This window comes from Pedobacter deserti (genome assembly GCF_024436415.1).
Taxonomy (GTDB): Bacteria; Bacteroidota; Bacteroidia; order Sphingobacteriales; family Sphingobacteriaceae; genus Pedobacter; species Pedobacter faecalis.
The window spans coordinates 53,357-77,352 of the sequence record NZ_JAFMZQ010000001.1 but is presented as its reverse complement, the minus strand read 5'-3'; the positions used below and the strand labels follow the sequence as shown (position 1 = coordinate 77,352).

The following is a 23,996-nucleotide window of genomic DNA, read 5'->3' as shown; positions in this document are numbered from 1 at the left end:
TGCTGCTATTATGAAAACTTGTTTCCGTAACATATCTGTAAAATATAAATCTAAACTACCGCTTACTTGTTTAACCTCATATATTTAAACAGTAAGCTTCCGGTTAAGTTTAAAACTTTTTTCATGTCCGACCAGTTCATTCTAGACGTTAACAATATAAGTAAGAGATATACAAGCGCAGGCAAAGCGCTCACCGTTTTAAGTGATGTATCATTTCAGATTGAAAGGGGTACTACAGTGGCTATTACAGGCCCCTCTGGTAGTGGCAAAACGACCTTATTAGGTCTGTGTGCGGGGCTGGACAGGGCGAGCTCTGGAAGCGTAACCCTAAATGGCATTTTGCTTGATGGTCTTAGCGAAGACCAACGCGCCACATTACGAAATCAATACGTTGGTTTCATCTTTCAAAATTTTCAGCTTATGCCTACGCTAACTGCTTTAGAAAACGTAATGGTGCCTATGGAATTGCGCCGACAAAAGAATATCAGGACACGTGCAATGGAATTGCTGGGCAAAGTAGGTCTCTCCGATCGTTCCCATCACTACCCCGTACAATTGTCGGGCGGCGAGCAGCAACGTGTGTCACTTGCGAGGGCTTTTTCAAACAAACCCGCTTTACTGTTTGCCGACGAGCCGACGGGTAATCTTGACGGGGAGACCGGGGCCAGGATAGAAGATATGCTTTTTGACCTTAATCGTGAGGCCGGAACAACATTGGTTATCGTGACGCATGACCTTGAACTTGCGGCTAAGACTTCCAGAATTATAAAGATGAAAAGCGGAACCATCCAATCAGATGTGTATGCCGGCCGATAGAATCATAAAGCGGCAATCGGCTGGGATAGCCTGGCTAATGACGATGGCCTGGCGTGACAGTCGCCGTAACCGGTCGCGTCTCCTTCTTTTCGTGGCTGCAATTGTACTTGGTATCGCAGCGCTTGTGGCAGTCTACTCCTTCAGGGACAACCTTACCAAAGATATTGAGCGCCAAGCCCTGGAACTTACCGGTGCCGATCTGGTGCTGGATGGGAATGCAGCACCGGGAAAGGGAACAAAGGCACTCATGGATACGCTCGGTTCAGATCGTTCTTTCGAACGCAGCTTTGCATCCATGGTGTATTTTATCAAAGATGGCGGTAGTCGCCTGGTTCAGATTCGCGCCCTGGAAGGCAAGTACCCATATTACGGGGCTATCGAAACGATACCCGCACATGCGGCGGCAGACTTTCAGGATTCAACAAAAAGCGCTTTGGTGGATAAAACGCTGATGCTTCAGTATAATGCTGTTGTTGGAGATTCCATAAAGGTCGGTGCACTAAACTTTGTGATCAAGGGAGCCCTCGAGAAAGTTCCGGGACAGACGGGCGTGTCTTCAACAGTAGCACCTGTAGTTTATATACCCCTTCGGTTTTTACAGGCCACCGGGCTTACTGAAATTGGAAGTCGCATTACCTACAAATACTACATAAAACTCGACAACCCGGAGGAAGCCGAACAACTCGTTAAGGAGCTTAAGCCAGATCTGGATAAATACGGCCTGGATGCTGAAACGGTAGCTTCAAGAAAAGCAGAGACTGGGCGTTCCTTCAAGGATGTGAACCGCTTCATGGCCTTGTCCGGATTCGTTGCCCTTTTGTTAGGTTGTATCGGCGTCGGAAGTGCAATACATGTCTACATCCGCGAAAAGTTGGGTGCGATTGCTACCTTACGGTGTATGGGCGTGAAGTCTTCGGAGGCATTTCAGATATTTTTGATACAAATTGGCTTTATAGGAGTTCTCAGTGCGGTAATCGGCTGCTTGCTTGGCACTCTTTTGCAGTTTATACTCCCGGCGGTCTTGAAGGATTTTCTGCCGGTGGAACTACATATGCAGTTGAGCTGGCCGGCGATCTGGCAGGGTCTGCTTTTAGGTACCGTGGTTTCTATACTTTTTGCTTTGCCGTCACTACTTGCGGTGCGTCATATATCCCCGTTGAACGCAATCCGGATGTCTTATGAACGCAAGTCTCCCGGGGCAGATCCGTTCGTTTGGCTGGTTTACGTTGTTATTTTGGGCTTTATTTTCTGGTTCACCTACCTGCAGATGGGTGGTTGGCTGGAGGCGGTTATTTTTACATTCGGAATATCCCTGGCCTTTTTGCTTTTGTATACGTTATCCAAACTGTTAATGTGGCTGTTGCGTAAGTTATTGCCTCAAAGTTTTAGCTATCTGTGGCGGCAGGGATTTGCAAATCTATATCGCCCAGGGAATCAAACTATGGTGTTAACGGTGTCAATCGGATTATCTGCGGCATTTATTGGTCTGTTGTTTTTGGTTCAGGCTATTTTGATAAAGCGAGTAACAGTCGCGGCTGGCGATAGTCAGCCTAACATGGTATTGTTTGACATTCAGAGCGAACAGAAAGAGCCTGTGGCCCAACTTACCCGTGCCCATAGGTTGCCCGTGATGAATCAGGTACCAATAGTTACCCTCAGAATCGATGAAATTAATGGAAAAACCGCGGCCGATTTGTCCGTCTCAGATAGTTTGCCTGGCAAAAAACCTGGAGGTCGGGAGCCTTCAGAGCGCGCCTTCAGTAGTGAACTGCGCGTGACGTTTCAGTCGAAGCTAACGGAAGCTGAACGCATCACTAAAGGCGTTTGGGCCGGTGTTGCCGACAGCATACCGCGGGTCTCTTTTGAACAAAACTATGCAAGGCGCATACAGGTTGATGTTGGTGACACAGTCGTATTTAATGTACAAGGTGTGCTCGTGCGGACGATCGTGGGAAGTCTTCGGGAGGTAAACTGGGCCAGGATGCAAACTAACTTTCGCGTCGTATTTCCACAGGGGGTACTTGAAGATGCCCCTCAATTTCATGTACTGATGACGCGTGTACCCACTAGCGAACGCTCGGCAGCATACCAGGCTGCTGTTGTTCGGGCTTTCCCGAACGTCTCCGTTATCGATCTTAAGCTAATTCTGCAGGTACTTGATGATTTGCTTTCGAAGATCAGCTTTGTGATAAGATTTATGGCAGGTTTTAGCATGGCAACTGGTTGGATCGTGCTGATATCTTCTGTATTAACAAGCAAAGCCCAGCGTACCAAGGAGAGCCTGTTGCTTCGGACGCTTGGAGCGAGCAGCAGACAAATCCTTGCTATAACGGCAGTAGAATATCTTTTCCTCGGCATCGTAGCGACCGGCGCAGGGATGTTTCTAGCGCTTTGCGGAAGCTGGGCGCTGGCTGTATATGTTTTCGACGCGGCATTTGAACCATCAGGTACAGTAATAGCGGCATTCTTTTTCATTATCACATCTATCGTCGTAATTACGGGCCTGGTCAGTAGCCGGGCCGCCTTGAAACGCTGATTTATTGGGAATAAATCGGAGTCAATGCCTTTAACACGGATAAAGTTCTTATTTTGCGGGTTATTGAACGCATTAATAATCCAATATGAAAAGATTTTTGTTCTTGGCCCTGTTGCTCTGCGGAACCGTATTTGCGCAGGAACGTAAGGCTCCGGCTTACCCCCTCATTACACACGACCCCTATTTTAGTATTTGGTCACCCTCCGATTCGCTTAACGCCAGTACGACTATGCACTGGACCGGCGCCACACAGTCTCTAACCGGTATACTTAGTGTAGACGGAAAACTTTATAGTTTTCTTGGCAAGCCAGAGAAAATTTATAAAGCCATACTACCGTCTGCCGACGAGCGCCCTATGCAGCAGCTATATACGGAAGATAAGCCTGCCGAAAACTGGATGAGTGTAGACTTTGACGATAATATGTGGAAGTCCGCCCTTAGCCCCGCAGGCAGTGAGCGTGCGCAGGCGAAAACACCCTGGAAGAAAGACGAGATATGGATTAGACGCAGCTTTGATGCTGCGAATGTAGGATCGAATAAGCTGTTTCTGCAGATCAGGCATGACGACAAAGCTACAGTTTATCTGAACGGAAAGGAGATTTACAGTAAGTCTGAACTGGAAGGCAAGTTTGTATACACACCAATCGCTGATGCAATCAGGAAGACGCTTAAAAAAGGAAAGAATATATTAGCTATCCATGCGGTTAATACCGGCGGGCCATCCTTCCTGGATGCCGGTCTGGTAGAAGAGCCAGCGGCAAAGGATGTACTTAAAATTGTTAACGCCACGCCTAAGAGCGTTGACCTGAATGCTACGCAAACGATTTATGAGTTTGTCTGCGGTAAAATAAATCTTAAGTTAACCTTCACGTCGCCGCAGCTTATGGATCGTTTGGATCTGCTTTCCCGCCCCGTATCTTACATATCTGCAAGCGTTAAGGCAAATGATGGTTTGAACCATCAGGTGAAACTATATTTTGGAGCGTCAACCAATGTTGCCGTGCATAGCCCAACCCAGGAAGTCCGCGCGCGTAAATATCGGAAGACTGAACTGGATATTTTGAGCGCTGGTACAATTGCTCAGCCCATGCTGCAGCGTGCTGGCGATGATGTACGGATAGACTGGGGCTATATGTATGTCGCAGTCCCCTCCGCTTACAGAAGTGTTCAAAGCATAAGTACAGCTACAGAAGCCATGAATATCTTACGGGCGAAGCCGGCCGCATCGCCCGATGCGTTAACTGGCGAAAAACTGGTGCTGAACACTTTAATCCCAATGGGGAAGGTCGGTGCTACAGCTAAGGAACAGTTTATTATGCTTGGCTATGACGATGTCTATTCATTGCAGTATTTTGGGAAAAACCTTCGCCCCTGGTGGAATAGCGACGGGAAGGAGACAATCGAGAACCAACTGGCAATTGCTGCAAAAGATTATAAATCCTTGATGAGTAATTGTGCAGCCTTTGATAAGAAGATGTACGCTGATGCCATGAACAGCGGGGGCAAAGCATACGCAGAACTTTGTGAAATAGGCTACCGCCAGGCCATCACCGCACATAAACTGGTTAAAGGGCCGGAAAACGAACTGTTGTTTCTTTCAAAGGAAAACTTTAGCAACGGATCAATCGGCACCGTGGATGTGACTTATCCGTCGGCGCCCTTGTTTTTGATGTATAACCCGGATCTTTTGAAAGGGATGTTGAATGGTATCTTTTATTATAGTGAAAGCGGGAAATGGACTAAGCCCTTCGCCGCACATGATTTAGGGACATATCCGCTGGCCAATGGTCAGACCTACGGAGAAGACATGCCTGTAGAGGAATCAGGAAACATGTTAATTTTGACCGCTGCCATCGCAAAAGCCGAAGGGACCGCTGAATATGCACGAAAGCATTGGAAAACATTAAGCACGTGGGCCGAATACCTGAGCGAGAAAGGACTTGATCCTGCGAACCAATTGTCGACAGACGATTTTGCGGGCCATCTGGCTCGAAACGCAAACTTATCTGTAAAAGCTATTGTCGCACTTGGAGGGTACGGTATGATGGCAGAAATGCTCGGCGAAAAGGCACTTGGACAGAAGTACACAGCTATGGCCAAGGAGATGGCAGGGAAGTGGATGCAGCTTGCAGACGCAGGCGATCATTATGCGTTGACTTTCGATGATAAAAACACATGGAGCCAGAAGTACAATTTGGTTTGGGACAAGGTATTGAGTCTTGGCCTCTTCCCCAAAGAGGTGTACACGAAGGAGATCAGCTTTTACTTAGGTAAACAATTGAAGTACGGCTTGCCGCTGGATAGCCGCCGTACTTACACCAAGTCTGACTGGATCACATGGACAGCCACACTGGCCGATAACAGGCAGGACTTTGAAGCGCTGGTAGCGCCGGTGTACAAATACGCGCTTGAAACACCCGATCGTGTCCCGATCAGTGATTGGCACGAAACCAAAGATGCGCGGCGGCAGAACTTCACTGCGAGGAGTGTTGTCGGAGGGTTTTTTATCAAAATGCTATACGATAAACTTGGAAAATAAAGAAGAGAGGGGACGATCCAGCCGATTGTCCCCTCTCTTTTTTTATCACTGTTCCGTGTCCGCCATTTCAATTCGCTTGTTAGTCCTTTGCGTAATTGCCGACTTTTTGGCTTGCATATGACGCTGTAGCCTTGAACTTTCAAAATGTGGATGTCTGCGCAACTCATTGACATTGATGCGTAATTGCTGGCCCTTGCGCCAGAGGTAACCTCCCGCAGAAAGCGTAACGCCCTTTATAGAATTGGAAATCGCACCATTGTCAATCCCCGTTTCTTTGGTAGCCTCCAGCCCGCTTTTAAAAGATCGGATCCACCGTCCGTTAAGGTCGTACTGAGATATCACTCGACTGTTCGCCGCAATCTGAGGATTAACCTTAATTTTCTTTTTAATGACCTTGCTCCACACATATCCCCCATAGGTAAGCCCGCGACCCTTTATGACATCGCGAATGCCATTGTAATGGACCCCCACGGATTTGGCCGCCTCTTTCGAATTAAGGTGTGTGCGGATCAGATTTCCTTCTAAATCGTACTGGCCCACGGTGTGTTGTTGACTGGATAGTGGTGAGGGGCCGAACCACTTTTCTCTGAGAATTGGTTTCAGGTCTATCTCCTCATCATTGCCGCGCCTCCATAAATAGCCATAAGCGGTATAAGCTCTTTTTGATTCGCTCGCAGCCGCCGAGATGTGCTGATGGAGGCCATTAAAAGCCTCTGCGGCCGCCTTTGCGCTTGGGTAAGTTTCGAGCAGTTTCCCCGAAAGGCTATAGCGGCTGATCGTGTGTTCGTTCTTTTTCACTGTTTTGATTAGCGTAATTATGTTAAAAATCTTTATTGAGCAGTTTCTCAAGTTCACCAAAGGAAACATTCATGCGTACACGGCCCTGTTTAGCGTAAGCAATTTCGCCGGTCTCCTCAGAAACAATAACGGCAACAGCATCCGTTGTTTCAGAAATTCCGATGCCTGCCCGGTGTCTAAGCCCAAACTGGGGAGGTAATTTGTCATTGTCCGTAAGCGGAAGTATACAACTTGCGCTTTTGATCTTGTTTTCGGCAATTACAACGGCACCATCGTGCAGCGGACTGTACTTCTGAAATATGCTCTCCAGTAAACGTTTTGATATCTTCGAATCGATTACCTCGCAGCTATTGGCAAATAATTGATCATCATAAAATTTTACAAAAACCATCAGTGCTCCGGTCCTCGATTTTTTCATGCTCTTACACGCATCAATAATGGGTTTAATCCGGATCAGGTTGTCGCGCTCAATGTTCTTACTTCCGAACAGATAACCCCACCAAGCCTTATTTTGTTGCAGAAAAGTGTTTTTTCCTATCAAAAGGAGGAATCTCCTAATTTCAGGCTGAAAAATCACAATGAGCGCGATGATGCCTACACTCATAAACTTCTCAATAATGGCAGTAAGCAGCCTCATATCAAGTTGCCTTACGGCAAACCAGATTAGCACCACGATAAACATACCCAAGAGCAGGTTTACGGCAATGGTGTTCTTGATCAGGTTGTATAAATAATAGATCAGCAGAGCTACAAATATGATATCCACGATATCAGTTACCGTCACCTTTAGAAAGTCGAAGTCAAAGCCGTTCATCGATGCAAGTTAGTGAAAATAATTATTTCTTCATGTTTTTAACAATAGCGATACATTCGGATGCGGCTTTTACATCGTGCACCCGCAATATTGTGGCTCCCTTCAATAGGGCGATAGTGTTTACAACGGTTGTGCCATTAAGCGCTTCTCCCGCCGAGCCTCCGAGCAGCTTATATATCATGCCTTTTCGTGAAACGCCTACAAGGAGCGGAAGGCCGAATATATGCAGGTCTTCCAAGCGGTTAAGAAGTTCATAATTCTGGTCTGTAGTCTTAGCAAATCCAAACCCGGGATCAATCATGATATCGTTCACCCCGAGCGATTTCAGTTTTGCAATGCGTGCCGAAAAATAATCTATCAGTTCAAGATTCAGATCTTTATAGTCTGTAAGCGTTTGCATAGTTTGGGGGTTACCACGCATGTGCATAATAATGTATGGGACCTTTAAGTCTGCCACCGTAGCAAACATAGCTTCATCAAGATCGCCGGCGGATATGTCGTTGACCAGGTGTGCGCCGGCCTGCACAGCTTCCCGGGCCACCTTCGAACGGAACGTATCCACTGATATCACAACATCAGGAAATCTTTTAACGATAGCTTCCACAACAGGTGTCAGCCGGCTTACTTCCTCATCACTATGTACCTCAACAGCACCAGGCCTGGAAGAGTAGGCGCCGATGTCAATGAAGCTTGCGCCTTCATTTACAAAAGCTTCCGTACGGAGCAGTGCTTGTTCAACGGTAGCTACTCGGCTTTCACCATAAAAGGAATCTGGTGTCAGGTTGAGAATTCCCATGACCGCTGGGGTACTCAGATCCACCAGCCTGCCTCTTATGTTTAGTGTACGTTTTGCGTTTAAAAATGTATCTTTAGCCATTGTCGTTGTACAAACTTATATAAATAGTTCTATATCTTGGTAACAGGCGTTACAGCGATATACTGGCTTAAATTTAATATTATAATTGGTTTTCGTGGCGAATACTTCACAGGAATATGATTCAGTAACAGCGGTTTGCAGGTCGTTGTTTTTAAAAAAGACTTATGATTATGGGACAGCCTGGCGCATTTTGCGGCCGGCGTCAATCACAGATCAGATTTTTATTAAAGCACAGCGCATTCGTACGCTTGAAGAGACAGGGGTATCCAAGGTAGGCGATGGTGTAACAGACGAATACATTGGCATTGTGAATTATTGTATCATAGGAATGATGCAACTTGAGCTGGGACCGGAAGATCCGTATGAACTCGAACCTGCCTTAGTGGAACAATTGTTTGATCAGAAAGTGAGGGAAACCAAAGCGTTAATGTTCGCAAAGAACCATGACTATGGTGAGGCCTGGCGCGATATGCGCATCAGTTCACTCACCGATTTGATCCTGATGAAAATCTTGCGGGTCAAGCAGATTGAGGACAACCAGGGTAAAACGCTTGCTTCGGAGGGAGTAAGCGCTAACTATCAGGATATGCTCAACTATGCAGTATTTGCATTAATAAGGCTGGGACTTAAATAAAATCAAAGCATGAAAAGAATCGCGCTTAATCTTTCACGAATATTTGTTGGAACGCTATTTATATTCTCCGGCCTGATTAAGGCCAATGATCCGCTTGGCTTCGGATATAAACTTCAAGAATATTTTGAAGTTTTCCATATGCCTTTCCTTAGCGGCTGGGCAACCGGAATTGCCATCATGCTTTGTGTGTTCGAGGTCGTGCTGGGGGCTTTGCTGCTGCTTGGGTTCTGGCGCAAGGAGGTCACGCTGGGTCTATTGCTCGTCATAGTTTTTTTTACATTTCTAACCTTTGTTTCCGCTTTCTTTAAAGTAGTGACATCCTGTGGCTGCTTCGGGGACGCAATCCCTCTCACGCCTTGGCAATCTTTCACCAAGGATGTTGTGTTGCTTGTCCTTATCGTTTATCTGTTCCGGTATGCTGATGCTATTCGGCCTGTTACCAACAGTTCCTCCGGGCAGAAGGTAACATTTCTTATTGTTCTGCTCGTTTCGCTGGGATTCAGTCTTTACACCTACAACCGTCTGCCTGTAATAGACTTTCTCCCTTATAAGGTCGGTGCTAATCTACCGGAACTGATGAAAATTCCTGCGGGCGCCGTACCAGACGAGTACGAGATTACCTACAAGATGAAAAACAAAGCAACCGGTGAGGAGAAAGTAATAAATGACAAGGATTACCTTAAAACCGGGATATGGCAGGATGAAAACTGGGAGATCGTCGGCGATCCCGAAAGCCGGTTAGTTAAAGAGGGCTTCAAGCCGAAGATTCGTGACCTCATGATTACTGATGCTTCGGGCACAGACTATACAAAAGAATTGATCGAGAACCCCTATTATAACCTGGTCGTGGTGGCATACGATCTGAGTGCAACAAATGAAACTGCCATGGGGAACTTGAACGCATTATCGTTAAATGCAGCAGAGCAGTTTCATATTCGTACTGTAATGCTAACCTCAGCGGCTGCGCAGACCGCAGACGCTTACAGCAAACGAATGAAACTCTTTATGGAGGTGTTTTATGCCGATGCGGTACCACTGAAAAGCATGGTCAGGGCAAATCCAGGAGTGATGCTACTTAAGAACGGTGTTGTTATAAACAAATGGCATCATAGTGCGGTTCCATCGTTCGACGAGCTCTCACGGGAGTATTTTGCTAAATAGTCCTGATGATACGTTATACCCTCCATAAAATTTCCTATGGATTTGCCGTGATGACGGGTGTGGTTATCATTGTCTTTATACTTTTTAACATTTTGCCCGGCGACCCGGCCCGGATGACAATGGGTCAGCGCGCCGATGTCCAATCGCTGGAAGCAGTGCGTAAAGAATTCGGATTAGACCAGTCGCGCGGCACCCAATTTCTTTTATACATAAACGACCTTTCGCCAGTTAGCGTTCACGACAACAGCCATGCCGACATCCAGAAATATACCCTCCTGGCATCCGTGGAAGTCGGCAGGAAGGTACTCGTTATTAAAGTTCCATACCTTCGGCGCTCCTATCAAACCAAACGTGAAGTAACCACCATCCTTGCAGAAACAGTTCCCAATACCATAGTGCTGGCTTCAGCTGCAATGTTACTTGCTACAGTTACAGGCGTATTTTTGGGCGTGCTTTCCGCAGTTAATAGAGACACCTGGATAGACAGATCGGCGAACGGATTTGCCATCATAGGTATTTCTTCTCCGTCCTTTTTTGCCGGTATTATCATTGCCTGGCTTTTTGGTTTTGTGCTAAGGGAGTATACCGGTTTAAGCATGTCGGGCAGTCTATACAGTTACGATCCTTTCCAAGGGGAAATAATGACGCTGCACAACCTCTGGCTTCCTATGATCACACTTGCCCTTCGTCCTTTGGCAGTTATTGTACAGCTTACCAGAAGTACTATGCTCGACGTGCTTTCTCAGGATTATATACGCACAGCCAAGGCTAAGGGACTCGGTCGATTAACGATTATTTTGAAGCATGCACTTCGCAATGCCATTAATCCGGTGATCACTGCAATTTCCGGCTGGTTTGCATCCTTACTCGCAGGTTCGTTTTTCGTGGAATACATCTTCGGATACAATGGACTAGGACGTGCGACGGTCACCGCGCTTGAAATGTCTGACTTTCCGGTGGTCATGGGGTCCATATTATTTATCTCTCTTGTGTTCATCGTAATTAATATCTTATCCGACATATTATATGCCTTTGCTGATCCAAGGGTAAAACTGGTATAAACAATGATTGTTTTTTTGACAGGCTTCATGGGGTGTGGCAAAAGCACCAACGGACGTAAGCTCGCCGCGGCGATGCAGTACGCATTTATTGATCTTGATGCAGAGATTGAAAAGCTTGCCAATGAATCTATCGCAGGGTATTTCGATGCTCACGGAGAACATGCTTTCAGGGAACTGGAAAGCATGTTGTTGAAAACATTTAATTTCCCGCCAAATGCGATAGTAGCGACGGGTGGCGGCACACCATGCTATGCCGACAACATGAATTGGATGATATCAAACGGGCTGACCATTTATATTGAGATGACGCCGTCGGCCCTCGCAAAACGATTAGAGCGTGGCAAAGACAAACGGCCCCTGATCAGGAATCTAAGTCAGCAAGAACTGATAAGTTTCATCCAGCAAAAGCTACTTGAGCGCGAGCCATTTTATAAACGGGCAGAGGTCGTCCTCAACGGACTCAATTTTGATGTGCAGGATTGTAAGCAAATCGTCCTTAACGCCACTCAGAAGAGGCGGAGATAAGCGAAAAATCGGTACGAGCAGGGAGGTTAAGATACGGGTAAGTCACCTTCGAAAGATATAGACCCTGAGGATGTGCAGGATCCAGAAACTTTGGTATGCTCCTGGTCACAAGATAGCTTTGAAATTCGTCAACACTGAGCGAGCCCCGGCCAATCTTAAGTAACTGACCCATAATAATCCTGATCATCTTTGCGAGAAAGCGGTTAGACGAGATATGAAAGCGTAATTTGTCGCCCCTCGGATCTATTGCGAGCGTTGCAGACATCACATTGCAGATTGTATGCTCATATTTGTCCGGGCCAGTACAGAAACATCGGTAGTCTTTATAGAAAGGTAGCAATCCTACTGCTCTTTTCATCTCGTCAAACTTCAGGTTGTCCAACAGGTAGAAAGAACTCAATCCATTCAGGAAAGGGTCTTTGTAGAAGTGCATGAAGTAGTCGTAAGACCGGAGTACCGCATCAAACCTCGCATGGCGGTTTTCTGCCACAGGGATAATGTCGAACACCGCAATGCCTACCGGCAATATTTTATTTATTCGAAATACCAGGTCAAAGTCCCAGGATTGCGGCAGGTCAACGTGAAAAAAGAACTGGGTAGCATGTACGTGAGCATCAGTACGTCCGCACCCAACTACCTCAATTCTGGTTTTAAAGATATCACTAAGCGCCTGTTCAATCACGCCCTGTATGTTTGGCAGACCTGGCTGTTTTTGCCATCCGCTATAACGGAGTCCGTTATAGCCAATATGAAAAAAATACCTCACTTATTTCTTCCCAGCTCGCTTATTTAGTTCCTCAACAGGCATAACCATCATGCGTCCAACGCGCTGTTTGCCACGGTAAGTAATCACTTTAAGCGTGGAGGCTTCTTTCGGAACCGTTAGTTTTTCGGTGTATTTCGGATAAAAGTAGTCAGGGAAAGAGTTGTCAAAGCTGTAATGAATACTGAGATCTTCCACTTCGGTACTTAGTTCAATCATTAATTGCTTATCAGCCGACCTGCTTACGTTGAAGATCGGATCGTAAACACTGGGTGCATATTTCGTTTCAGCTACGTCCAGGCGTTTAAAGTGCTGCTCAACCCGGCCAAAAAAATTCTTCCAGTTTTTTTTCTCTGGCTGCGACCAAACAGACTCAGCTATAGCAAATCCACGTGGCCAGGTCATGTATTCGGCCTGGCGAATATTATAAACCTGTTCGGTCCACAAGTTACCCTGACCACCTTTAATATAGCGTATATCAGCACCCGGGGGAACCGGATCGAATTCATAGGATTTGCTCAGGCGGAGTGAAGCATACACACGAGGCTCTGTAATCGGGTCGGCCTGCATGTAGTCCAGATAAGCATAGGTAGTCGGACTCATCACTACTTCGTGTTTCTTCTTCGCTGCATCCAAACCGTATTTCATGCCGCGCCAACTCATTACCGCTACACTGGGAGGCATACCCCCGTCCAGTATTTCATCCCATCCGATGAATTTTTTCCCTTTTGATTCTACGATCTTCTGAACACGTTTCGTGAAATATCCCTGAACTTCATGCATGTTGCGCAAGCCTTCACGTTTCATAAGCGCTTTGATCTGTTCATTCTTCTGCCAGAAATTTATCGGCGCTTCATCGCCACCCATATGTATATACTGGAAGGGAAACAACGCTGCGATCTGCGTGACCACCGTGTCAAGGAAGCTGTAAACGCGTTCGTTTGCCGGACATAGTGTATTGTCTACCAACGCTATCGGTGGCGCGCCTCTCGACCAGTCCATAATCTGTTCACCCGACCGCACACGGTAATTGACGGCTTCCGGAGTGCAGGAAAGTTCCGGATAGGCTGCAATAGCTGCCAGACTATGCCCAGGCACATCGATTTCAGGCAAAATATTCACAAAACGCTCCTGTGCGTACTGCACCAGCTCCCGGATATCATCCTGTGTATAAAAGCCTCCGTAATCTCTCGGCTCGTCTGCCGCAGGTGGAGCAAAATAACCAAACTCACCAACGCGTTTAACCCGCCAGGCACCTACTTCAGTAAGTTTGGGAAGCCCTTTAATTTCAATACGCCATCCTTCGTCGTCGGCCAGATGCAAATGAAGGATATTGTATTTATACCTAACCATCGCGTCTATATACTGTTTAACCTCTTCCTTGGTGAAGAAATGACGGGAAACATCAAACATAAGTCCACGCCAGCCTAGTCTCGGATAATCCGTTATATCTGCGCAGGGTGCCTGCCAGTCCACATTCGTCACTTTTTCCATGCTTTCAATTTCCGCTGGGAAAAGCTGTATCAGGCTTTGCGCGCCATAAAATAATCCAGCCGCTTTATTGGCTTTGATGGTAACCTTTTCAGGCGTCACATTAAGTTGGTAACCTTCATCGCCCAGCGCCGGGTTGGCCCGGTTATTCAGTTCCAGCACAATAACCGGTCGCTCTGCGTGCTGTACCACCGAAACAAAACTGCCCGTTGGTTTAGAAAAACGCTCCTGTAAAAACGCCGTCACCTGTTTTAGTTCAGGGAGCGCGGGCGACTGTATCACAACGTTTTCAGGCAATATAAAGTAACCTTCCAGCTTAGTAACAGATACAGGTTCAGGTATAATGGCGATTTCAGGCTTTGTCTGTGCATTACTTTGAAAAGCCAGCGTTAAGAGACAAGCAAGGATAAGGAGTTTTTTCATAATGTCACGTAATTCGTAAAAATAGTCATAAATTCCGAACCCTTCACTTCAATGCATCAAGAACTGCAAATAGTTTGCTTTTAATACCAGATCCTGAGTAGTTGTTTACATTAATAACGACAACGTATTTGCGACCGGCACCGGTAGTATGATATCCTGCATAAGCTAATACATCGCTAATGGTTCCACTTTTCAACCTCATACCATTATTCAGAGGCAGCGACTTTAAAAAGTCTGTAAACCAAGGCGCTGATTGCGCCCGGTACAGAACCGTAGCCATTGCGGCGGTCGACACCCTGTTCGCCGGACTCAGGCCGCTTCCGTCAAGCATCTTTAACGAGCCGCGCGCCACGCCCCGGCCAACCCAATGGTTTACAATTAAGTCAACGCCAGCTGCCGTTGTAGCCTTTTTACCGGCTTTCCAGGCTAGAGTACGTATCAGATGCTCGCCGTACAGGTTAATGCTTTTCTGATTGAACAAATAAACAATATCCGCTAAGGAAGGGGAGTTCAGCGTTACCAGCGCTCTTCCAGCAGCCGGAATTTTTTTCCCTGCTAAAGTGAGGCGCCTTCCGGTACTCGGATCCCCCGTCGCCGGAATACCCAACCGGCTCAAGGTGTCCCGCAACCGCAGCGCAGCATCATAAGCCGGTTCGGGCAATGCCACTGAAATTCCTGACTTTGCGATCCCTGAAGCCCAGGTACCGCGCAAATAGGCGGTATTCGACAGCGGTGGGAGATAGGCATACACCTGATCCCCGGAACCCCTTGCTCCGCTTGAGATCTCATTGACGATCCGGATGTAAGGCATTTCCGGTACAATGCGGGTTACCGACACTTTGCCGCCGGTGGTTGACAGATGGATGTCAAATTGATTTTCCCTCCAGCTCAGGCCCGAGGCAGCCGCTCCATAGTAGTTTCCAATATCCTGCCATATCCAGCCATCCGGCGTCTGTGGCGATCCCCAGACCAGATCGTCACCGATGATGCGGCCGGTTATTTTCCTGATCCCAGCTTGCCTCACTGCCGTTACCCACTGGTCCAGAATGTTCTTTTCCTTCGTGTTCGGATAACGCCAGGAGCCCAGGGTCGGGTCGCCACCACCTTTGATGATCAGGTCGCCCTGCAATGTGCCGTCGGCGCTGATGCTTCCCGAATAAACCAGACTTGTGCTGTATCGGAAATCCGGGCCTAACAGTTCCAGGGCAGTTGCTGAAGTGATGGTCTTTAGTATCGATGCGGGTGCCAGCCCGATGTCCTCGTTCTTCGCAAAGATTTTGTCGCCCGTACTTGCATCAAGAATACAGATCGAAGTGATCGCATGCCTGGTTTGCGGGTCGTTTTCAAAGTCAGCAAAAGCTTTCCTAAGGCGCTCCGAAGGAGCCTGCGCCAGAAGAGCACCGTTAAATACTGCTATAAAAAGAATAGAGGTCAGGAGTTTTTCAAACATAAGATTATAAAAACAAAATGCAGGACTGGTTTTCCAGCCCTGCATCAATTAACGCACCATTCCGGCGCTGGTTCTAATTAAATTAAGTCATTCTTCACCAGGTATTCAGCGATCTGTACAGCATTTGTGGCAGCGCCTTTGCGCAGATTGTCTGCCACAATCCACATGTTCAGTGTTTTAGGCTGAGACTCATCCCGGCGTATACGTCCCACAAAAACTTCATCCTTTTCATGCGCATCTTTAGGCATTGGATACTGAAGGTTGGCTATGTCGTCAACCACAATAATGCCTTCCGATTCTTCAAGGATGTTTCTTACCTCTGCAAGGTCAAAATCGTTTTCGAACTCAATGTTCACCGACTCTGAATGTCCGCCCATTACCGGAATGCGTACCGTTGTAGCGGTTACGCGGATGCTATCGTCGCCCATAATCTTATTGGTCTCCAATATCATCTTCATCTCCTCTTTGGTGTATCCATTATCCTGGAATACGTCAATATGTGGAATAACGTTCAGGTCGATTTCATATGCATAGGCTTTAGGGCCATCTTTAACACCATTACGCTCATCCATCAACTGGTCTACAGCCTTAACGCCTGTTCCTGTCACCGATTGATAGGTAGATACCACAACCCGTCTGATTTTATATTTGTCATGAAGTGGCTTCAAAGCAACCACCATCTGTATTGTCGAACAGTTGGGGTTTGCAATGATCTTGTCTGCCTTTGTAAGTACATCAGCGTTTACTTCAGGGACAACCAGTTTTTTGTCAGGGTCCATACGCCATGCCGATGAATTATCGATCACTGTAGTTCCCGCCTCCGCAAACCGTGGCGCTTCCTGCAAAGAGGTACTTCCGCCAGCAGAAAAAAGTGCAATGTCCGGTTTCATCGCAATAGCTGTATCCATATTTACAACAGCATACTTCTTACCCTTGAAAGAAATTTCCTTGCCAACGCTCTTCTCAGAAGCTACAGGGATCAATTCGGTCAACGGAAAATTACGCTCTTCCAATACTTTTAACATTACGGTACCAACCAGACCGGTTGCACCTACTACTGCGATTTTCATGATTTTTTTATAATTGTTTAAATTGTGTTTGGGCTCGGCTTTTCGCAGATGACCCGGTTAATTGTTTTTTAGTTTAATGAATAGTGTTCAATAATAAGTGGACAAATATCAGCATTTTTTCTAATATAATGGCCTAACGCGCTTATTATAAACGAAAAGGGAAGTGACCTTTCCGACCACTTCCCTTGTTTATCTCTGTTTTAATGTTTTTATAACAGCTGGCGGTCTACATAATCAAAACTCTTCTTAATACTTACATAAGGATCGATGGAGAAGTTTTCCTGCTCAACGATGGCGTGTTTCAAGCCTGCAAGTTTAGCGTGTTTAAAAATGGTTTTAAAGTCCACTTTTCCGTCGCCAACTTCCGTATTAAGCGTGTTGTCCGCCTTATCCATATCTTTCACATGCCACATGACGAAACGTCCGGGATGCTTGTCAAATAGATCCTTTGGATCCAGTCCTGCACGTACTACCCAATAGAGATCCATCTCAAACTGCACCTGGTCTTTGTCTGTTTCCTCAAGAAGAATATCATAGCCAGTCCTTTCGCCATGCTTCTGAAATTCGAAGTCATGGTTATGGTAAGCAAGCTGAAGGCCCGACTGTTTACATAGTGCTGCTGCCTCGTTAAGACGTTCAGCAACCCGTTTGTAGTCTTCAGCGTTCGATCGCAGAGACTGATCCAGGTAAGGACAGGTCAGATAAGACATATTCAGTCCTGCAGCCCCTTCTATCAGCGTCTTCAGCTCTTCTGTGTCGCCCGTTTTGATATAATTATCCAGCCCGAAGTGTCCGCTAGGCGCCTTTAAGCCGTTTGCCTCCAGAAGCGATTTGAAAGACTTAATGTCCATCCCCCAGAATTTCGATTCAGCGGTGTAGCCATAAGTTTCTACCTCCCGGTAGCCGGCGGCGGCGACTTTCTCAATAACCCCTTTTACGTCTTTAGGCAGCAAATCCCTCAAGGTATAGAGTTGCAGTCCAACCACGTCATTTTTCGCAGCTGAGCAGGCGAATCCTGGTAATATTGCCGCACCTGCTAAAGCGATAGCGCTTTGCTTTATAAATGTTCTTCTGGAGTTCATAGATCGATTAAACATCACAAATATTAACAGCTTCTTTAAGCGACTGGAATTTGTCTTGCTTTTTAGGCAGAAACTCTTGTGCCAGATATCCTTTAAAGCCCGTCGCAACAATGGCTTTGATGATTGCAGGGTAGTTTAACTCCTGGGTTTCATCCAGCTCATTTCTTCCCGGGACACCAGCGGTGTGGTAGTGGGATATGTATTGATGGTTATTCCTTATCGTACTGATCACGTTACCCTCATCGATCTGCATATGATAAATATCGTACAACAGCTTGAAGTGCTCAGAACCCAGGCGTTTGCACAATTCAACGCCCCAGGGTGTATTGTCGCACTGATAGTCTTTATGGTCTACTTTACTGTTCAGCAGTTCCATCACAAGGATCACATTGTGCTTTTCGGCAATGGGTAATACTTGCTTCAATCCCTCCACGCAATTCTTCCAACCGGTCTCATTATCCTTACCCCGTCTGCGCCCGCTAAAACAGATCAACTGCTTGTAGCCTGCAGCAGCAACCTTCGGAATCATTTCTGAATAGTTTTTAATAAGCTGCGCATGAAACTTCGTATCATTCCATCCGTCGTCCAGATTAAGTTCTGCGCCATTGCAAAGGGACGAATCAAGACCATGTTTTTTAAGCGTCGCCCAATCGTTCGGACCAACCAGATCGATAGCTTTAATGCCGATCTTTTTTGCTTCGATACACAGTGTGTCAAGGTCTACGCCCCCAAAGCACCAGCGACATACAGAATGATTTACGTTTCCTTTCAAAGCCCGGGTGGCATTCGTTTCTGAATCTAATGCCAGCGCCGGCAATGCTGCCGAAACACCTAAGGCGGCAGTTCCGGCAACAATATTTTTCAATGCAGTTCTTCTGCTGTTCTCTGGATTCATCTTGGTATTATTAAGACGCCGTAGTTGTTTCAGCTTTGTTATTGTCTTTAAAAAGGAGCAGGAACAACAGGGCTACTCCGGCAGAAATGGACGCAGGAACAATCCATATGCTATACCAGTCGTGACCGCTGCCAACAACATGATCATCTACCACCATACCTGAAATGATAGACCCGATAAGCATACCCACACCATACGTAGCCAGGGTGATAAAGCCCTGTGCTGCACTCTTGAAGCGATCCCCCGCCAGCCTGTCTGTATAAATCTGTCCGGTTACAAAGAAAAAGTCATAGCAGATACCATGCAGAACAATTCCTCCAATCAGCATCCAGTAATTCGCATCAGCATTTCCGAAGGCAAAGAAAAGATACCGCACTACCCAGGCGATCATACCGATGGCCAGCATCTTTTTCACGCCAAGCCGCACAAAGAATAGGGGCATCAAAAGCATAAACAACGTTTCTGAAACCTGTCCCAGCGATTGGACGCCGGCGGCACCTTTCATACCAACCTCATTAAGGAAAGGATTGGTGAAATTATAGTAAAAAGCCAGTGGTACACAGATCGCAACGGAGGAAAGGAAAAAGATCAGGAAAGATCTGTTTTTCAATAAGCCAATTGCATCCAGGCCGATGATATCGCCAAAGCTGGTTTTCTCGCCCTTCTTAACAGGAGGCGTATGTGGTAATACAAAACTGAAAAGGCCCAGGATCAGCGAAGCTATTGCGGCCATTTTAAAGGTAAGCACTAAATTGCCGTCCTGTTCCCAGTTAAGCCAGCCAATAGTCAAACCGGCTACTATCCATCCAATCGTCCCAAATACACGGATAGACGGGAACTCTTTTCCCGGATCTGTCATCTGCTTAAATGAGATAGAATTAACCAGGGCCAGGGTAGGCATATACGCGATCATATATCCTAGGATGAAAGGGAAAAAACTGTCAAAATCCAGTGCATCAGCAGCAAACCATAATAATGCGGCACCAATAAGGTGCAATACGCCAAGTATGCGCTGAGCAGCAAAAAATTTATCGGCAATCAATCCTATGATAAAAGGAGCAATGATCGCGCCCAGCGACTGCGTGCTGTAAGCGGAGCCGATATCAACACCACCGGAAGACAGGTTCTTCCCAAGGTATGTACCCATTGTAACAAACCAGGAGCCCCAGATAAAAAACTCCAGGAACATCATGGTCGATAATTTAATTCGGTTGTTTAAGTTCATATTGGTTTTTTGGTTAAATTTCTCTTACAACTCCTTAATCATGATGTTGCGGTACCAAACATCATCACCATGATCCTGAAGTGCGATCTTACCAGATTTAAAAGTACCCCAGTTTTCCCAGCCTTTAAACTTGCTTTGCGCGATCAGTTGTTTCCAGTTTTCATCCCATAAGGTAGTGGAAACGATTTTAACACCGTTCAAATAATGCTCAAGCTTGCCGTTCTTACTGATGATCTCCGCGGTATTCCATTGTCCAACAGGTTTTACAGGTTCTGAGCTGCTCTTAATTACATCATAAAGATCTCCGGCGCGGTGCTTTGGGTACTTTCCATCAGGGTGACCCTCGTTGTCAATCACCTGCATCTCCAAGCCTGTGCTGTAGGTCGCACCATATTTGGCCTTGTCTTCGTGTACATAATAAATAAGTCCGCTATTAGCGCCTGGAGAAACTTTCCAGTCATATTTCAAATGGAAATTGCTGTATTCTTTATCTGTTACCAGGTCTCCGCCTCCATTGCGCGGACCCTTAGAGTTCAGGTACAGCGCACCATCCTGGATTTCCCATTTGCTGCCTGCCGTCGTTTTGCCGTAAGTATGCCAGCCGGTCGTGGTTTTGCCGTCAAACAAGGGGGTAAAACCTTTTGTGCTAGTCTGGCTTTTTGTGGTGCTGCATCCCACTACGGCTGTAATTGCCAGTGCAGATAGCGCTGAAAAAATGTATTGCTTCATTTATGTGTTGTATTGTTAATTTATGCGCCAAGCGTCCATCCGCTTCGGTATTCGCGTTTTACAAATTGATTTACATCGTCAAGGTTTGTCACTTTCATCGCGTCGTTATCCCAAAGAAGTTTGATGTTACGGCCAGGATAAGTAACCCTGTCGCCTTCCTTGCGTTGAACGTCCACACCCCTGATAGCCAGGTTAGCCATGAGCAAAGCTTCCGTTAAAGGACCTGCAATCTCAAAAGGAGAACTAACCTCCTGCTTACCGTAACCGGCAATAGCAGCCTCAACCCACTGCGCATAGTGTCCGTTAGCCCCACCAGGTACACGTGCAAACTTCTGAGCAACCTTGATGTCTTTATTTCTGCTTAGTGGAAGAAGCTTAGGATTATGACTGTACGTTTCGCACATCATCTTACCCTTCGTTCCAATAAACAGCGTTCCGTTTCCTCCATCCCCAAAGGTCTCATTGGCCTGCAGTTCCTCAGGTCTCTCCGGTTGTATTCCGCCGTCCATCCAGTGTACCGTTACTTCTCCCTTAGTCTTGTTTGTTTTAGGGAATTTCAAGGTTACATGGCTTGATGGCGGACAGCTGTCAGGGAAATACCCCCGTCTGAACTCGTCTACATACACTGAGCCAACACTAGCCTGCACCTCATTTGCATACTTAAGGTTAAGCACGCTGAAAGGAGCCTCAAGCAGGTGGCAGCCCATGTCGCCCAAAGCGCCGGTGCCATAATCCCACCAGCCCCGCCAGTTGAACGGGACAAGTTTCGGAACATACTCACGGTAAGGAGCAGTTCCCAGCCAAAGGTCCCAGTCCAGATCAGACGGCACAGGTGCCTTGGTAGAAGGCCACGGGATACCCTGAGGCCAAACCGGCCGGTCCGTCCATGCATATATCGTATGCACATCTCCAATCAAGCCAGCATCGTACCATTCCTTCATAATACGCGGACCATCGTTAGATGCGCCCTGGTTACCCATCTGGGTTACCACCTTATACTTCTTCGCAGCAGCAGTCAGCGCTCTTGCTTCGTAGATGTCATGTGTTAGCGGTTTCTGCACGTAAACATGCTTTCCACGCTGCATTGCCGCCAATGCCTGAATTGCATGGTTATGGTCGGGTGTTGAGACAGAAACGGCATCGAAATTTTTGGACTCTTTATCCATCATCTCACGCCAGTCGCGATAATACTTAGCCTTAGGAAACGCTTTCACACTCGCAGCTGCGCGCGAATCATGCACATCACATAAAAATCCGATCTCCGCTTTTCCACTTTTGGCGAAAGAAGCAATATCAGACTGCCCTTTTCCGCCCACGCCGATTCCAGCAACAATCAGTTTATCACTAGGTGCAATAAAACCACTTCCGCCGAGCACGTGCCTCGGCACAATCATAAAGGCTGAAGCGGCAATAGCGCCTGTTTTCAGAAAACTCCGTCTCGACGTAGTCTCCTGATTTTTTTCTGTCTCATTCATGGTTCAAGTCTTTGGTTAGGTTGTGTTATTGTTTCAAAGAAAGGATATATTTCGCCATTTCCTTAGCATCTTCCTTGCTCAGGTCAGGGTGCGGGCTCATAGGCACTGCGCCCCAAACGCCAGAACCGCCTTCAATGATCTTTCCGGCCAGCATATTCACATTCTCGTCAGTGTTTGGATATCTTTTAGCCACGTTCACGTAAGCCGGACCCACAAGTTTTTTGGTCTCATGGTGGCAAGCCAGACAATCAGATTTAGCGATAAGCCCCTTTCCGGGCATATCTTTCTTTGGTTTTTCAGGTGCCGGTGCCTGAGCAGTAGCCGCATTAACAGGTGCAGGCGCAGCCTCATCCTGTCCGCTGACAGGTGCCGTACCGCTCGAATCGGCGTCCTGTGTATTTGCGTCAGTTGTTATGCTTTTCGCGCTGTCAAGCGTCTTAACTTCTGCAGTATCCCCACCATTTGCCCGTTGTTCCGGACTTTGACACGACGCCATACCTATAGCCAGGCATGCAGCGAAAAATAATTGGTTTTTCATGTGTATATTGTTTATTATATTTAGCTAACTATTATTATTTATCCAGCCCCAGTATCATTCTGTTAAAGCTCTCATCACCTCCAGAAGCCGCAAAATCGTCAAATGCCCGGTCAGTTACTTTAATGATGTGTTTCTTAATGAACTCAGCACCTTCCTGTGCACCAACCTGTGCATCCTTAATGCTGCATTCCCACTCCATCACCGCCCAGCCTTTGTAGTCATACTGTGCCAATTTACTAAAAATTGTCTTAAAGTCTACCTGCCCATCGCCCGGAGAACGGTACCGGCCTGCGCGGTTAGCCCAGCTCTGGTAGCCGCCAAAAGTGCCTTGTCGGCCTGAGGGATTGAATTCAGAATCCTTCACGTGGAAGGCCCTGATCCGCTCATGGTACAGATCGATGTATTCAATATAATCCAATTGCTGCAATACAAAATGCGATGGATCATAAAGCAGACACGCTCTGGGATGGTTGTTTACCTTCTCCAGGAACATCTCATAAGTGATACCGTCAAAGAGGTCTTCGCCCGGGTGAATTTCATAGCAAACGTCAACCCCGCTTTCGTCAAAAGCATTCAGGATCGGTGTCCAGCGTTTGGCAAGTTCTGTAAAACCTGCCTCAACCAATCCCTCAGGGCGTTGCGGCCAGGGATGAAACATGTGCCATAACAGTGAGCCGCTAAAGGTAGCGTGTGCTTTCAAGCCAAGATTTTCCGAAGCTTTTGCTGCATACTTCAACTGCTGCACGGCCCATTCTGTCCTCGCTTTAGGGTTATTCTTATATTGATCCGGTGCGAAGGCATCAAAGGCAAGATCATATGCCGGATTTACAGCAACAAGCTGGCCCTGAAGATGGGTAGATAACTCAGATATCTCAAGGCCGTGAGCAGCCACCTTGCCTTTTAGCTCATCCGCATAGGTTTTGCTTTCCGCCGCTTTTTGCAGATCAATAAAGCGTGGATCAAGCGTTGGCATCTGAATTCCTTTAAATCCTAAGCCCGCAGCCCATTCACATATAGCATCGAGGCTGTTAAACGGGGCTTCATCACTGATAAACTGCGCCAGGAATACCGCAGGTCCTTTAATCGTTGTCATA

The 23,996-nt window shown here is 46.8% G+C and carries 21 protein-coding genes; 7 read left to right on the top strand and 14 right to left on the bottom strand.

Features of this window, described 5'->3' with window-relative positions:
* The first annotated feature begins 123 nt into the window (after window positions 1-123).
* The 3 genes from J3P40_RS00350 (at window position 124) to J3P40_RS00340 (ending at window position 5,891) form a co-directional block, all read left to right on the top strand.
* Window positions 124-816, top strand: a complete 693-nt coding sequence (locus J3P40_RS00350) for an ABC transporter ATP-binding protein (protein WP_256001863.1) — start codon at window positions 124-126, stop codon at window positions 814-816.
* Window positions 803-3,352: an ABC transporter permease gene (locus tag J3P40_RS00345; protein ID WP_256001862.1), complete on the top strand. Its 2,550-nt coding sequence runs from the start codon at window positions 803-805 to the stop codon at window positions 3,350-3,352. Before J3P40_RS00350 ends, J3P40_RS00345 begins: the two co-directional genes overlap by 14 nt.
* Before the next feature lie 85 nt (window positions 3,353-3,437).
* Window positions 3,438-5,891, top strand: coding sequence for a glutaminase family protein (locus J3P40_RS00340; RefSeq protein WP_256001861.1), 2,454 nt, complete (start codon window positions 3,438-3,440; stop codon window positions 5,889-5,891).
* Window positions 5,892-5,936: 45 nt separating this feature from the next.
* On the opposite strand, the gene J3P40_RS00335 is transcribed toward J3P40_RS00340, so the two are convergent.
* Genes J3P40_RS00335 through folP form a run of 3 tightly spaced genes read right to left on the bottom strand, consistent with a single transcriptional unit; the run spans window position 5,937 to window position 8,380 of the window.
* A complete protein-coding gene (locus tag J3P40_RS00335; RefSeq protein ID WP_256001860.1) occupies window positions 5,937-6,689 on the bottom strand; it encodes an NUMOD1 domain-containing DNA-binding protein in 753 nt (250 codons plus the stop codon).
* A gap of 22 nt (window positions 6,690-6,711) precedes the next feature.
* The gene (cdaA, locus tag J3P40_RS00330) at window positions 6,712-7,503 is read right to left on the bottom strand and encodes a diadenylate cyclase CdaA (protein WP_256001859.1); all 792 of its coding nucleotides are present in this window, start codon (window positions 7,501-7,503) and stop codon (window positions 6,712-6,714) included.
* 22 nt (window positions 7,504-7,525) lie between these two features.
* Complete coding sequence (gene folP, locus J3P40_RS00325; protein ID WP_256001858.1) at window positions 7,526-8,380, bottom strand: dihydropteroate synthase; 855 nt, start codon at window positions 8,378-8,380, stop codon at window positions 7,526-7,528.
* 94 nt (window positions 8,381-8,474) lie between these two features.
* On the opposite strand from folP, the gene J3P40_RS00320 reads away from it, so the two are divergent.
* From J3P40_RS00320 to J3P40_RS00305, 4 genes are read left to right on the top strand one after another with little or no spacing between them, the layout of a single operon-like run.
* Window positions 8,475-9,014 carry a DUF1599 domain-containing protein gene (locus J3P40_RS00320; protein ID WP_256001857.1) on the top strand — a complete coding sequence of 180 codons (540 nt, stop codon included), beginning with the start codon at window positions 8,475-8,477 and terminating at the stop codon, window positions 9,012-9,014.
* Between the two features lie 9 nt (window positions 9,015-9,023).
* Complete coding sequence (locus tag J3P40_RS00315; protein ID WP_256001856.1) at window positions 9,024-10,175, top strand: BT_3928 family protein; 1,152 nt, start codon at window positions 9,024-9,026, stop codon at window positions 10,173-10,175.
* 5 nt (window positions 10,176-10,180) lie between these two features.
* A complete protein-coding gene (locus J3P40_RS00310; RefSeq protein WP_256001855.1) occupies window positions 10,181-11,236 on the top strand; it encodes an ABC transporter permease in 1,056 nt (351 codons plus the stop codon).
* Between the two features lie 3 nt (window positions 11,237-11,239).
* Complete coding sequence (locus J3P40_RS00305) at window positions 11,240-11,761, top strand: shikimate kinase (RefSeq protein ID WP_256001854.1); 522 nt, start codon at window positions 11,240-11,242, stop codon at window positions 11,759-11,761.
* Here J3P40_RS00305 and J3P40_RS17780 read toward each other — a convergent pair.
* The 11 genes from J3P40_RS17780 to J3P40_RS00250 all read right to left on the bottom strand — a co-directional run bounded on the left by J3P40_RS17780 (window position 11,733) and on the right by J3P40_RS00250 (window position 23,995).
* The gene (locus tag J3P40_RS17780) at window positions 11,733-12,527 is read right to left on the bottom strand and encodes a tRNA pseudouridine synthase A (protein WP_256001853.1); all 795 of its coding nucleotides are present in this window, start codon (window positions 12,525-12,527) and stop codon (window positions 11,733-11,735) included. The genes J3P40_RS00305 and J3P40_RS17780 overlap by 29 nt on opposite strands.
* A complete protein-coding gene (locus J3P40_RS00295; protein ID WP_256001852.1) occupies window positions 12,528-14,438 on the bottom strand; it encodes a beta-N-acetylhexosaminidase in 1,911 nt (636 codons plus the stop codon).
* Window positions 14,439-14,481: 43 nt separating this feature from the next.
* Entirely contained in the window at window positions 14,482-15,888 is a 1,407-nt protein-coding gene (gene dacB / locus J3P40_RS00290; RefSeq protein WP_256001851.1) for a D-alanyl-D-alanine carboxypeptidase/D-alanyl-D-alanine endopeptidase, read from the bottom strand.
* A 77-nt stretch (window positions 15,889-15,965) separates the two neighbouring features.
* Complete coding sequence (locus tag J3P40_RS00285; protein WP_256001850.1) at window positions 15,966-16,958, bottom strand: aspartate-semialdehyde dehydrogenase; 993 nt, start codon at window positions 16,956-16,958, stop codon at window positions 15,966-15,968.
* Between the two features lie 209 nt (window positions 16,959-17,167).
* The gene (locus J3P40_RS00280; protein WP_256001849.1) at window positions 17,168-18,040 is read right to left on the bottom strand and encodes a sugar phosphate isomerase/epimerase family protein; all 873 of its coding nucleotides are present in this window, start codon (window positions 18,038-18,040) and stop codon (window positions 17,168-17,170) included.
* Window positions 18,041-18,047: 7 nt separating this feature from the next.
* Window positions 18,048-18,935 (bottom strand): hydroxypyruvate isomerase family protein, encoded by an 888-nt coding sequence (locus tag J3P40_RS00275; RefSeq protein ID WP_256001848.1) that lies wholly within the window; start codon window positions 18,933-18,935, stop codon window positions 18,048-18,050.
* Window positions 18,936-18,945: 10 nt separating this feature from the next.
* On the bottom strand, window positions 18,946-20,160 hold the full coding sequence (locus J3P40_RS00270; RefSeq protein WP_256001847.1) for a nucleoside permease: 1,215 nt from the start codon (window positions 20,158-20,160) through the stop codon (window positions 18,946-18,948).
* Between the two features lie 24 nt (window positions 20,161-20,184).
* Window positions 20,185-20,889 (bottom strand): 3-keto-disaccharide hydrolase, encoded by a 705-nt coding sequence (locus tag J3P40_RS00265; protein ID WP_256001846.1) that lies wholly within the window; start codon window positions 20,887-20,889, stop codon window positions 20,185-20,187.
* 20 nt (window positions 20,890-20,909) lie between these two features.
* Entirely contained in the window at window positions 20,910-22,364 is a 1,455-nt protein-coding gene (locus tag J3P40_RS00260) for a Gfo/Idh/MocA family protein (protein ID WP_256001845.1), read from the bottom strand.
* A 25-nt stretch (window positions 22,365-22,389) separates the two neighbouring features.
* A complete protein-coding gene (locus J3P40_RS00255) occupies window positions 22,390-22,902 on the bottom strand; it encodes a c-type cytochrome (protein ID WP_256001844.1) in 513 nt (170 codons plus the stop codon).
* A 34-nt stretch (window positions 22,903-22,936) separates the two neighbouring features.
* Window positions 22,937-23,995, bottom strand: a complete 1,059-nt coding sequence (locus J3P40_RS00250) for a sugar phosphate isomerase/epimerase family protein (protein WP_256001843.1) — start codon at window positions 23,993-23,995, stop codon at window positions 22,937-22,939.
* Window position 23,996 lies beyond the last annotated feature (1 nt).